Here is a 12,017-nt window from a genome sequence, read left to right on the forward strand (position 1 = left end):
AGCGGCGTAACAAGACGGCAGTTGCAGTCGAACAACATCGAAGGACGAGAGCAGTGGAGGGCATGGACGACGCCGAGCTTGCCCGCTTACTCAGGGCAGCGCTCCTCGGCGACGAGAAGGCCTATTCGGCGTTTCTGACCGGCGCTGCCGCGCTGGTCCGCTCCTTTGTCCGGCGCAGGGTCGGGCAGGGCGGCCTCGATCCGGAGGACGTCGTGCAGGAGACGCTGCTTGCGATCCATGTGAAGCGCCACACCTGGCGGACCGATGCGCCTGTCGGTCCTTGGCTCTATGCGATCGCCCGCTACAAGCTGATCGACGCTTTCCGCCGCCGCGGTAGCCGCGTCGAGGTGGATCTCGACGAGATCGCCGAGACGGTTGCGGCGCCGCAAGAGGATCGTCCGAGCAGCCGCGAGATCAGCAAGGCGCTTGCCGCGCTTGCACCCGGCCAGCGCTCGGTCGTGTCGGCGATTTCCGTCGAGGGCCGGTCGATCGGCGAGACGGCGGCGAGCCTCGGCATGAGCGAGGCGGCGGTCAGGGTTGCGCTGCATCGCGGGCTGACCGCGATCGCCAGGAAGTTCGGACGGGGCGAAAATGGAAACCGGTGATCTGATCAAGCTGCTCGCGGCCGATGCACGCCGACAGGGACCCTCGTTTGGCCGCGCCTGGTCTCTCGCCCTGGCGCTGGCGGTCATCATTGCCGCTGCGATCTTCTTCGGCTTCATCGGGCCGCGGCCGGATATCGCCACGGCTGCGCAAACCATGCGTTTCCCGTTCAAGTTCGTGGTGACGGGGCTGCTTGCGCTGACGGCACTTGCCGCGCTCGTCGCGCTCTCTCGCCCCGAAGCGAGCGGTCGCGGCAGGCTCGTGCCGCTTGCCGCGGCGCCGCTGCTTCTGGTTGCGGCGGTCGCGCTCGAGCTCGCCGTCATTCCTTCTGCCGACTGGGCCATTCGCCTCGTCGGCACGAACAACCGGTACTGCCTGAGCTTGATCCCCTTGATGGGCATCGGGCCGCTCGCGCTTTTCATCCTGGCGTTGCGCAACGCCGCGCCGACCCGGCCCGCGCTGGCCGGCGCGGTCGCCGGCCTGGCGGCCGGCGGCATCGCCGCCACTCTCTACGCCGCCCATTGCACGGACGATTCGCCGCTGTTCGTGGTGACCTGGTACACGCTGGCGATCGCGATGCTTACGCTCGCGGGGGCGTTTGGGGGCAGGGTCTTCGTCCGGTGGTGAGCGCGCCGAGGTTGTGGCCAACTCACCACAGTCGCCGAATTTCTTGCGGACTCCAGCTTAGCCCATCGCAGATCTGAGTTGTGGGAAGAAACAGTCATCGACTGCTTATTTGCGGCCTGACGGGCCGCTGTGGTTTTGGGGTGGCTGAAGCCGGTTTGGCAACATGGCGTTGGCCGAAGAGGTGGGGTCGATGCGCTTTATGTCCGGCCGGACTTTGCCGCGACTGAGGCCGGATGTTCACGGCAACAGGCGCCGCCGTTAATGCTGCGTCATATAGAGTGAATGGCGGGCAGGCCCTCTCGCCACATTTCGGTCCAATTGGAATCGCCTGTCGAAAAGCGCTGTAGTCCGCGCCGGGAGCGGCATGGGCTGGAACGCTGCTTCGCTGTTGGCGAGAGGGGAAAATTGAGCGGAATGAAGAGGATGGCAGGTATTTCGGTGACCGCGTTGAGCGTAGCGGCGCTCATCGGCACCTCCGGCTGCACCAAGACTTCCGACGGCTCCATTGTCATGAGGAAGCCTTCCTTTGGCCGCATTCTTGGCTTCGGCGGCATGGGCTTCGGTGGCGACGAGCAGGCGGCCCGCATCGTGCCCTCCCAGACGCTCGACCCGGAGCCGGCTTCACCGATGGCCGCGAGCACGGCGCCGCGCCGCGTTGTCCAGCGCCAGTCGAGCGTCACCATCCCTTCGATGAGCCTCACCGAAAACCCGCCATTCAAGCAGTCCGATCCCGACAAGCCGATCTCCTGCCGAAACGAGACAGGTGCCGCCGGCCGTGTCCGGTTCGTGTGCAGCTAGCTCCGCGCTTGCGCCGGCTCCAAAGGCGCCACGAGCTTCTGCGGAAAAAGTAAACTTCCAGCACCCGCATCCCGCGGCAACATGTCCCGCGCGCCATGACGCCGCTTTGACCGACCACGTAGTCCGTTCTAACTTCTTCTTGTCCGAGAAGAAGCCGGAGCGCCCATTGTGGACCCACTTATTCTGTCGCGCGTCCAGTTCGCTGCTAATATATCCTTTCATATATTATTTCCGCTGATCACCATTGCACTTGGTTGGGTTCTGCTGTTCTTCAAATTTCGGTATTCCGCGACCGGCGATACCGCCTGGATGCGCGCATACTTCACCTGGGTGAAAGTATTTGCGCTCTCCTTCGCGCTTGGGGTCGTCTCCGGCGTCACCATGAGTTTCCAGTTCGGCACCAACTGGCCGGGCTTCATGCAGAGGGTCGGCAACATCGCCGGTCCGCTGCTTGCCTATGAGGTGCTCACCGCCTTCTTCCTGGAAGCCGTCTTCCTCGGCATCATGCTGTTCGGCTTCCGTCGGGTTTCGAACAGCGTGCACACCTTCGCCACTTTCCTCGTCGCGTTTGGTACCACGCTCTCGGCCTTCTGGATCCTGGCGCTGAACTCCTGGATGCAGACCCCGACCGGTCACGAGATGCGCGACGGCGTCGCTCACGTGGTTTCCTGGTGGGCGGTGATCTTCAACCCGTCCTTCCCCTATCGCCTGGTGCACATGCTGCTTGCCTCGGGGCTGACGGTCTCCTTCCTGATCGCCGGCCTTTCGGCGCTGCGCTATCTCGTCGGCGACCGCTCCGATTCCATGTGGGTGGCGCTGCGCACCGGCGTATTCGCTGCGGCCGTGCTGATCCCCATCCAGATCTTCGCAGGCGACCAGCACGGGCTGAACACGCTCGAGCACCAGCCGCAAAAGGTGGCGGCCATGGAGGCGAACTGGGAGACGCGGGCCAACGTGCCGCTGGTGCTTTTCGCCATTCCCGACGCGGAGAAGCGCGAAAATCTGTACGAGGTGACCATACCCGGCGCTGCGAGCCTGATCCTGAGGCACAGCCTCGACGGGGTCGTGCCCGGCCTCAACGACTTTGCCGGCAACCACCCTCCGGTCCTCCCCGTCTTCTGGGGCTTTCGCATCATGGTCGGCACTGGGCTCGCGATGCTCGCCCTGTCGTGGGGCGCTGCCTGGTACGTCTGGCGCAGAGGCGTGCTGCCGAAGCCGATCGCCCTGTTGTTGGTGCCCATGGCGATCTCCGGCTGGGTCGCTTCGCTCGCCGGCTGGTACACGACCGAAATCGGCCGCCAGCCCTGGCTGGTCAGCGGCATATTGCGCACCGCCGAAGCGCTGGGGCCCGTGCCAGGCGGCCATGTCGCCCTCACACTTGCCGTTTACCTCGTGCTCTACGTCCTGCTGATGACAGCCTATCTTGCGGTGCTGGTCCGTCTCTCGCTGAAGGCAGCCAAGGAAGGCGACAACTCGCCTCTACCGGCAGTGCTGGACCGCTCGCTGTCCCAGCCCGTGCAGGCAGGGGAGTAGCATGCTTAAAAAGATAGTCATGCTTGACTTAGGTCGCGCCCCTTCGCGCCCCCCTCTGTCCTGCCGGACATCTCCCCCACAAGGGGGGAGATCGGACTGCCGTTTTGGTTTCTGCAATCGCCAGCGTTGGCGATTGGCGAAACCATTGATGCCAGCCAATCTCCCCCCTTGTGGGGGAGATGTCCGGCAGGACAGAGGGGGGCGCCGTAGAACGCCGACCCTTCAAGATTACCTCTTCGGCCGGATTGGTGAGCTGCAGTCATGACCCTCGACTGGCCGACCCTTCTCCCATTGATTTTCGCCGGCCTGATGGGCCTGGCGATCCTGATCTATGTCGTGCTCGATGGCTTCGACCTCGGCATCGGCATCCTGTTTGCCGCCGCCGACGATCACGAGAAAGATGTGATGATCGCGGCCATCGGTCCGTTCTGGGACGCCAACGAAACCTGGTTGGTTCTGGCGGTGGGACTGTTGCTTGTCGCTTTCCCGCACGCGCATGGGATCATCCTCACCGAACTCTACCTCCCGGTCGCGCTGCTGCTCATCGGCCTCATCCTGCGCGGCGTTGCATTCGACTTCCGCGCCAAGGTGCCCACCGCCCATAAGGCCCGCTGGAATCGCCTGTTTTTCGCCGGCTCGATCATAGCCTCGCTCGCCCAGGGCTACATGCTCGGCGTCTATGTGCTTGGCCTCGACCTGTCCTTCGGCGCGATCGCCTTCGGCGCGCTGGTGGCGGTCAGCCTGGCGGCGGCCTATGCGGCGATGGGCGCAGCCTGGCTGATCTATAAGACCGAGGGCGAACTGCAGAAGAAAGCCGTGCACTGGCTGAGATGGGCGCTGGTGTTCACCGTCATCGGCATGGCCGAGATCTCGATCGCGACGCCGCTCGCCAGCCCGCGCATTTTCGAGAAATGGTTCGTCTTCCCCACCTTCGTCTATCTCTCGCCGCTGCCCATCCTTTCCGGCGTCCTGTTTCTGTGGCTCTGGCGACAGACCTTCCATCTGCCGAAGGAGAAGGACCGCCATGCGCTGCTTCCATTCCTGACGCTCGCGCTGATCTTCGCGCTCGGCTTCGCCGGCCTGGCCTATTCCTTCTATCCCTACGTGGTGCCGGAGCAACTGACGATCTGGGAGGCCGCGAGCGCACCAGAAAGCCTCGGCTTCATCCTGGTCGGCGCGCTCTTCGTCTTGCCGGTGATCATCCTGACATCGGCCTATGTCTACCGCGTCTTCGGCGGCAAGGCCGTCGACCTGCACTACGATTAGACTTAGACTAGCCCTTTGTTTTCGCAGCGTGATCCCGTCCGTAGAGCTGCAATCTCTCGCGGTCCGGTCGCCTGCCGCCGCACAAGCAATAGCGCTGCGACGAGACTGGGCGACGCAGACCTTTCGCCGATCCAAAGAAAGAATTCGGACAATTGGCCGTAACCGGCCCCTTGACAACATGCCAGACGCGCCCATTATTGCAAATGAGTTGCAACTGCGAAATCTGTCGAAACCATGTTTGTAGAAGACCAGGCGGCGGGATGGAGCCGCGACCGGGGCGATCCGTCCCTTGCCGATGTCCATCGCACGATCGCGGTGCGCCGCTCGGGCAGCGCCTGGCGCCGTGCGGCCGCCTTCCTCGGGCCCGGCTATCTCGTTGCGGTCGGCTATATGGACCCCGGCAATTGGGCGACCTCGCTCGCCGGGGGCTCTAAATTCGGCTACACGCTGCTTGTCGTAGCCCTCGTCTCCAACATCATGGCGGTCGTGCTGCAGTCGCTTTGCGCGCGGCTCGCCATCGGCTCCGGCCGGGATCTTGCTCAGGCCTGCCGCGACGCCTTCCCGAGGCCGGTTGCGTATATGCTCTGGCTGCTCGCGGAGGTGGCCATCATCGCGACCGACATCGCCGAGGTAATCGGCACGGCGATCGGCCTCAACCTGATCTTCGGCATACCGCTCGAGATCGGCGTTGTGGTCACCGCGCTCGACGTCTTCCTCATTCTCTATTTGCAAAAGCTCGGCTTCCGCTGGGTCGAGGCGCTCATCATCGCGCTACTCGCCGTGATCGCGGTGTGCTTCGGGGTCCAGATCGCGCTTGCCGATCCCAATTGGGGCGAGGTGATCCGCGGGTTTGCGCCGACCACCGAGATCGTGAGCAATCCCGAGATGCTCTACCTCGCGCTCGGCATCCTCGGCGCCACCGTGATGCCGCACAACCTCTACCTTCATTCCGGGATCGTGCAGACCCGCGCCTATGGCGACACCCTGCCGGAGAAGCGCGAGGCGCTGAAATTCGCGACGATCGACTCCACCGTGGCGCTGACCTTTGCACTGTTGATCAACGCCTCGATCCTGATTCTGGCCGCCGCGACATTCCACAAAGCCGGCATGAACGACATCGCCGAGCTCGGGCAGGCGCATGCGCTATTGTCGCCGCTGCTCGGCCTTGCCATCGCGCCTGCTTTGTTCGGTATTGCCCTGCTCTGCTGCGGGATCAACTCGACAGTGACGGCGACCCTTGCCGGCCAGATCGTCATGGAGGGCTTCCTCAAGATCAAGTTGCGGCCCTGGCTGCGCCGCCTGATCACCCGAGCGATCGCTATCGTGCCCGCGGCGATCGTAACGATCTGGTATGGCGACAGCGGCACGGCGCATCTTCTCGTGCTCACCCAGGTCGTACTGTCGCTGCAATTGTCCTTTGCGGTCTTCCCGCTCGTGATCTTCACCGCCGACCGCAAGAAGATGGGCGCGCTGGCCTCGCCGCTCTGGCTGACGATCATCGCCGGCGTCATCGCCGTGGTCATCGCCGCGCTCAATCTCAAGCTGCTCTACGATTTCGTGGCCGCGTAAGGCGTGATCCCGAAAGCTGATGAGGATCGTGCGAGAGAAAAGGGCTTTCGGGAAGGGAAGCGGCGCGGTCCCGGAGCAAACCGCGCCGCCATGCCCCTTGCGGCCGTAGTCGACACGCCTGATAGCAAGCCCCCGCCGTTGCGCATCGATGATGCGGTCGCTGCCGTCATGCCTCCCCGAGGTCCCACGGAGGCATAAGAACCAGGCCCGCCATGGAGCACTTCTTGAAAAAGCCTGATCTTTTGACCTGCGCATCCCCCGATTGGGTTATTCAGAATGCCGGTGCGAATGGGTTCACAGATTTATCTTCTGGGATGTCGCGCAGCGGACGCATTCGCTGGTTTTGCGTTACCGGGCAAGCGAGCCGAGCCTGGCGGAAAGTGCCACGAGCTCGGCCTGGCGGCTTACTCCCGCCTTGGCGAAGATGCTTTTCAGCTGCACCCGCACGGTATCGTAGGAGGTGCCCCCCGTCTCGGCTATCTGGCGCAACGTCCTGCCTGCCGCGATGCCGGTGAACACACGTTGTTCGGCCGGTGTCAGGTCGAACAGCGCCTGCAGCACATCGCCGGCCGGCATCGCTGCCTTGGCTACAGGCGTGATGATGAGCGCGCTGTGCACGAGGGCGAAGATGTCGCGCGCACTGCCGGTGATGGGAACGAGATGCGCGATCGCAGGCGGATTCTTGTGGTCGCCCTTGAGCAGGATCGACTGGATGGCGGCCCTGTGCAGCTGCCCTAACTCCAGGGCCGATAAGGAAGTCTGTAACAACTTGTCGGCGGCGGGCTCGACGAGCGTCAGGCGGTTCGTGCGGTCCTGAACCACATCGGGGATCATGCTCTGGACCAGCTTGTTCAGCGCCAGCGCCTGGCCGTGCGCCCCGAGCAGTACGGCAGGCAGGCCGAGCGCTTCCAGCGTGTCGGCGACGGCGCAAGCCTGCGCCAGCCCCAGCCGCGCCCCGACCATGACCGCGCGAGCCAGATGCGGCCTGAATCCGTCGAGCAGCTGTACGCATTCGCGTTCGAATGGTCCGCGTCCCAGGCGGCGCTCGACATTGATGGAAAGAACGTCCTGCGTCGGGAGGCGGATATGCGTGCCGCATGCCCAGCCAAGGCCGCGTGGGCGCAGGAAGTCCCGATAAATCGGCTCTGTTTCGAGTTCTTCGAGCGTGTAGACGTCGAGATCGCTTATGAAGCCGGGATGTCCCAGAGCTTCCGCACGCGGGGCACGCGTGTTGATCGGTACCCAGCCGTCCTCCATGAAAGCCTTGAGATGCGGCGCCATGCTGTCCGACGCGGTCCACGCGGAGGCCCCACGGCTGACGGTGAAAATGTAACCGCCCAAGGCATCGACGAGCCTTGCAAACTTATCGAGAAGCTCCGGCCATCGTTCCGGTACGAACGATGCCTCGTATATCTCGTCGATCAGAGCCGCAGGTTCGTCCATTGACGACCGTCCCCAACCTCTCGGCCGTTGTCGATTGCATCATTTTGGAACAGGACGGCATTGTAAATTGATCGAAATCAATGACGTTGGGGCATCTCGGTCGATTTTCTTCCGCGTCGGCGCTGCCAATGCGCGGAGCGGGGGGAGCAAGGGCAATAAGGCAATAAGGCAATAAGGCAATAGGGCATCACTCGCTCGAGAGCTTGCGGACAACCTGCCTCGGCTTCTGCTCGCTGTTTCACTGGCGGCCGCCAGCAATTCCCTATTGCCCTATTGCCTTATTGCCCTATTGCCTGTCTCACGACAGGGGTGCACTCCACTCCAGTAGTCGACTGCCCTATTCCCTTATTCCCCCATTCTGCTAAACGCCGCGCACCATGACCACCCCCATTTCCCATATCCGCAACTTCGCCATCGTTGCGCATATCGACCACGGCAAGTCGACGCTTGCCGACCGCCTCATCCAGATGACGGGCGGCCTCGAGGCGCGCGAGATGAAGGAGCAGGTGCTCGACAATATGGAGATCGAGCGCGAGCGCGGCATCACCATCAAGGCGCAGACGGTGCGCCTGCAGTACCGTGCCAGGAACGGTGAGGACTATGTGCTGAACCTCATCGACACGCCCGGCCATGTCGACTTCGGCTACGAGGTCTCGCGTTCGCTCGCCGCCTGCGAAGGCTCGCTGCTCGTGGTCGACGCCTCTCAGGGCGTCGAGGCGCAGACGCTCGCAAATGTTTACCAGGCGATCGACAACAACCACGAGATCGTCGTGGTGCTGAACAAGATCGACCTGCCGGCCGCCGAGCCCGACCGCGTCAAGGAGCAGGTCGAGGAGGTGATCGGGCTCGACGCCTCCGACGCCGTGCTCATCTCGGCCAAGACCGGCCTCGGCATCGAGGACGTGCTGGAAGCGATCGTGCATCGCCTGCCGCCGCCCCGCGAGGGCGACGCCTCGGCCCCGCTCAAGGCCATGCTGGTCGACAGCTGGTACGACGCCTATCTCGGCGTCATCGTGCTGGTGCGCGTCATCGACGGCGTGCTGAAGAAGGGCCAGCAGATCCGCATGATGGGCACCGGCGCCAAATATCCGGTCGAGCGCACCGGCGTCTTCACGCCCAAGATGGTGCAGGTCGACGAGCTCGGCCCCGGCGAGTTCGGCTTCATCACGGCGTCCATCAAGGAGGTGGCCGACACCCGCGTCGGCGACACCATCACCGAGGACCGGCGCCCCACCGCGAACGCTCTGCCGGGCTTCAAGCCTGCGCAGCCGGTCGTGTTCTGTGGCCTTTTCCCGGTCGATGCCGCGGATTTCGAGGCGCTGCGCGCCGCGGTCGGCAAGCTGCGCCTCAACGACGCCAGCTTCTCCTACGAGATGGAGACATCAGCCGCGCTCGGCTTCGGCTTCCGCTGCGGCTTCCTCGGCCTGCTGCATCTCGAGATCATCCAGGAGCGGCTCACCCGCGAGTTCGACCTCGACCTCATCGCCACCGCACCCAGCGTCGTCTACCGCTTGCACTTGACCGACGGCACGGTGAAGGAGCTGCACAACCCGGCCGACATGCCGGATCCGGTGCGCATCGACCATATCGAGGAGCCGTGGATTCGCGCCACCATCCTCACGCCCGACGATTATCTCGGTGGCATATTGAAGCTTTGCCAGGACCGCCGCGGCATCCAGGCCGACCTCTCTTATGTCGGCAAACGCGCCATGCTCGCCTACGACCTGCCGCTCAACGAAGTGGTGTTCGATTTTTACGACCGGCTGAAGTCGATCTCCAAGGGCTATGCCTCCTTCGACTATCACCTGACCGACTATCGCGAGGGTGACCTCGTGAAGATGTCGATCCTGGTCAATGACGAGCCGGTCGACGCTCTCTCCATGCTCGTCCACCGCTCGGCGGCCGAAAAGCGCGGCCGCGCCATGTGCGAGAAGCTCAAGGATCTGATCCCGCAGCACATGTTCAAGATCCCGATCCAGGCCGCCATCGGCGGTCGTATCATCGCCCGCGAGACGATCTCGGCGCTGCGCAAGGACGTGACGGCCAAGTGCTACGGCGGCGACGTTACCCGCAAGCGCAAGCTTCTGGAGAAGCAGAAGGAAGGCAAGAAGCGCATGCGCCAGTTCGGCAAGGTCGAAATCCCGCAGGAGGCGTTCATCGAAGCGCTGAAGATGGGTGATTGAGGCGGAGGCGCTCCTCCAGCTTGGATTCCTCTCCCCCATGAAAGTGGGGGAGAGGTGGCGCGCGAAGCGCGACGGAGAGGGGGACGGTGCCAAGCGCCCTCGTGGTTCGACAGGGCTCACCATGAGGGCTAAGCATCGCCGCGCCAATCACAACTCAGCTGAGATCGCGAGCCCCAAGCCCCCAGTTTGCGATGACCCAGTTGACAGGTTTTGAAGTAGTGAATCGCGGTTTGTTGATACAAATATCAAAAGCCGTTTATTTCGTCACGAGCCGCAATTATACTTAACTTCTTTACCCTGCCATCAGCTGAGAGTACTGGTTGATATTTGAGCGCGACTGACGAGGCCAAGTCATCGCCGAAGCGTCGTCTACGCGCATAGGAGTCGAAGCTTTTCAATAATGCGCTAAGGGATTTTCGATCAATACTTGAACTAATTTCAAATGGGATCGTGCGTCGTTCTTCAAAATCGTAAGCTCTACCGTATCCAGAATTTGCGTTAAAGCTAGCGACACTAAATCTCTTTATTTGAATAGATTTGGATAATTTTGAGGTGTGAACATAATCTTTTGTTCTTTCGTTAAGATTTATATTGTTGTGATCTCCAGTGATGATAAATATGTTGCTGGCACCGTATCCTATTGACTTGTGGGCGCCCCTCATCGCGGGCTCTATTGCTTCAACGAGCGCGGTCAAATCCCCTGTTTTCAATCTGTCTTCAGCTTCAAGCGCTTCTATAGATGCTTCACCGCTGCCACCTATGCTGCGATTTATTATACTCTTTATAAATTCATAAATAAAAGTACCTCCAATAGACGTTGATAGACCAAGAGCGATCGAAATTAACGTCGGGTCTGAAGCAAGTTCAAGAACGCTTTCAAAGCTACCAGGTCGCTGAGCAACCAGATTTAGCTCGAATTTCCTGCTTTCAAATTTGCGATGTCGAACCCGACCTTCCACTAAATAGTATGATGAAATCATAACCGCCAGCGATATGCCACGTAGGCTTTCCGCGGCCTCATAGGCAGGTACGCGATGTTCCTCAGCCATCGCGCCAGTGAATTTGACTAAAATGGGTTGTTTCATTAGCCCCTCCGCTTCGGCCATTCATAACTGCCGCAATATTGGAGCAGGCAAATTTAAAAAGCATTATAAGAGAAATCATATGGTGAATTCACCAGGATATCTCTAATATTAGTAGAGTCTGAAGAAAGGCGTATTTCCGCTCTCGAACCCATCACCCCGTTCTTTTCCATCTCATCGCCCAAATGCGATAACCTTGTCACGCGAGCGAGGGGACACCAACGTTGTGCGAACCTCCGCAAATCCCCCTGTGCTTCCACCCCGCGCCGTGCCAATCTCACTTTGCGGCGGAGCACGCCGCAATCTTTTGGGGGAACGACATGGCCGTCCTTCTCGCCCGGCGCGGCGCGGCCGCGCTCCTTGCCCTTGTTGCGCTCTCGGCGCCTGTTCTTGCCGAGGAGCTCACCTTCGTCATGAACAACCAGCACCCCAAGCCTGTCGAGGTGCAGCTCTACAGCCAGAACCGCGAGTCGCTTTGGCCGGGACCGAGCGACGTCTTCCTGCTCGAGGACGGCGAGACGAGGACGATGACGCTGGCCTGCGAGACGGGCGAGACGATCTGCTACGGCGCCTGGCTGCAGGGGGACCGGACTACCTTCTGGGGCGTCGGGCCCGGCAAAGTGCGGCACTGCGACAATTGCTGCTACGTCTGCCAGGGCGGCAAGACCGAGGAGATCGATCTGGTGCCGTAAGAAGAGATGTCGGGGAGAGTTTATTTTTTCCGCTGAAACGCCGTGGCGTTTCAGCGGCGGCGAGAGCGGAAAAGTAGGCCGCCCCCTGCGCAACTGACAGCAAAGCCGGCCGGATGGGACGCCGTCACTATGCGAAAATAACTCTCCACCCGACTTTGCATTCATGCAGCCTCATGCAATGTCGGCGGCGCGGCGATTCCGTCGCGTCATTCGGGGGATTT

General features: G+C 61.8%; 10 protein-coding genes. 8 read left to right on the top strand and 2 right to left on the bottom strand.

Going from position 1 to position 12,017, the window contains the following annotated elements; genetic code table 11:
- The first annotated feature begins 53 nt into the window (after positions 1 to 53).
- The 6 genes from SAZ10_RS25745 to SAZ10_RS25770 all read left to right on the top strand — a co-directional run bounded on the left by SAZ10_RS25745 (position 54) and on the right by SAZ10_RS25770 (position 6,396).
- Positions 54 to 605, top strand: coding sequence for a sigma-70 family RNA polymerase sigma factor (locus SAZ10_RS25745; RefSeq protein ID WP_318612263.1), 552 nt, complete (start codon positions 54 to 56; stop codon positions 603 to 605).
- A complete protein-coding gene (locus tag SAZ10_RS25750; protein ID WP_318612264.1) occupies positions 592 to 1,230 on the top strand; it encodes an NrsF family protein in 639 nt (212 codons plus the stop codon). Before SAZ10_RS25745 ends, SAZ10_RS25750 begins: the two co-directional genes overlap by 14 nt.
- A gap of 414 nt (positions 1,231 to 1,644) precedes the next feature.
- Positions 1,645 to 2,028 (top strand): hypothetical protein, encoded by a 384-nt coding sequence (locus tag SAZ10_RS25755; protein ID WP_318612265.1) that lies wholly within the window; start codon positions 1,645 to 1,647, stop codon positions 2,026 to 2,028.
- A 168-nt stretch (positions 2,029 to 2,196) separates the two neighbouring features.
- Positions 2,197 to 3,561: a cytochrome ubiquinol oxidase subunit I gene (locus SAZ10_RS25760; RefSeq protein WP_318612266.1), complete on the top strand. Its 1,365-nt coding sequence runs from the start codon at positions 2,197 to 2,199 to the stop codon at positions 3,559 to 3,561.
- 261 nt (positions 3,562 to 3,822) lie between these two features.
- On the top strand, positions 3,823 to 4,827 hold the full coding sequence (locus SAZ10_RS25765; RefSeq protein ID WP_318612267.1) for a cytochrome d ubiquinol oxidase subunit II: 1,005 nt from the start codon (positions 3,823 to 3,825) through the stop codon (positions 4,825 to 4,827).
- 234 nt (positions 4,828 to 5,061) lie between these two features.
- The gene (locus SAZ10_RS25770; protein WP_318612268.1) at positions 5,062 to 6,396 is read left to right on the top strand and encodes an Nramp family divalent metal transporter; all 1,335 of its coding nucleotides are present in this window, start codon (positions 5,062 to 5,064) and stop codon (positions 6,394 to 6,396) included.
- Positions 6,397 to 6,744: 348 nt separating this feature from the next.
- Here the strand turns inward: SAZ10_RS25770 and SAZ10_RS25775 are convergent, their stop codons facing one another.
- Positions 6,745 to 7,839, bottom strand: coding sequence for a helix-turn-helix transcriptional regulator (locus SAZ10_RS25775; protein WP_318612269.1), 1,095 nt, complete (start codon positions 7,837 to 7,839; stop codon positions 6,745 to 6,747).
- Between the two features lie 377 nt (positions 7,840 to 8,216).
- Here SAZ10_RS25775 and lepA point away from each other — a divergent pair, with 377 nt between their 5' ends.
- The gene (gene lepA / locus SAZ10_RS25780; protein WP_318612270.1) at positions 8,217 to 10,022 is read left to right on the top strand and encodes a translation elongation factor 4; all 1,806 of its coding nucleotides are present in this window, start codon (positions 8,217 to 8,219) and stop codon (positions 10,020 to 10,022) included.
- Positions 10,023 to 10,267: 245 nt separating this feature from the next.
- On the opposite strand, the gene SAZ10_RS25785 is transcribed toward lepA, so the two are convergent.
- Positions 10,268 to 11,128 carry a hypothetical protein gene (locus SAZ10_RS25785; RefSeq protein WP_318612271.1) on the bottom strand — a complete coding sequence of 287 codons (861 nt, stop codon included), beginning with the start codon at positions 11,126 to 11,128 and terminating at the stop codon, positions 10,268 to 10,270.
- Between the two features lie 296 nt (positions 11,129 to 11,424).
- On the opposite strand from SAZ10_RS25785, the gene SAZ10_RS25790 reads away from it, so the two are divergent.
- Positions 11,425 to 11,796, top strand: coding sequence for a hypothetical protein (locus SAZ10_RS25790; protein WP_318612272.1), 372 nt, complete (start codon positions 11,425 to 11,427; stop codon positions 11,794 to 11,796).
- Positions 11,797 to 12,017: the final 221 nt, after the last annotated feature.

This window comes from Mesorhizobium sp. BAC0120 (assembly GCF_033542235.1).
GTDB lineage: Bacteria > Pseudomonadota > Alphaproteobacteria > Rhizobiales > Rhizobiaceae > JAWRCU01.

Coding starts and splice junctions, on each gene's coding strand:
- SAZ10_RS25755 (WP_318612265.1), top strand. CDS start 1,645: ATGAAGAGGATGGCAGGTATTTCGGTGACCGCGTTGAGCGTAGCGGCG.
- lepA (WP_318612270.1), top strand. CDS start 8,217: ATGACCACCCCCATTTCCCATATCCGCAACTTCGCCATCGTTGCGCAT.
- SAZ10_RS25775 (WP_318612269.1), bottom strand. CDS start 7,839: ATGGACGAACCTGCGGCTCTGATCGACGAGATATACGAGGCATCGTTC.
- SAZ10_RS25765 (WP_318612267.1), top strand. CDS start 3,823: ATGACCCTCGACTGGCCGACCCTTCTCCCATTGATTTTCGCCGGCCTG.
- SAZ10_RS25785 (WP_318612271.1), bottom strand. CDS start 11,128: ATGGCCGAAGCGGAGGGGCTAATGAAACAACCCATTTTAGTCAAATTC.
- SAZ10_RS25790 (WP_318612272.1), top strand. CDS start 11,425: ATGGCCGTCCTTCTCGCCCGGCGCGGCGCGGCCGCGCTCCTTGCCCTT.
- SAZ10_RS25750 (WP_318612264.1), top strand. CDS start 592: ATGGAAACCGGTGATCTGATCAAGCTGCTCGCGGCCGATGCACGCCGA.
- SAZ10_RS25770 (WP_318612268.1), top strand. CDS start 5,062: ATGTTTGTAGAAGACCAGGCGGCGGGATGGAGCCGCGACCGGGGCGAT.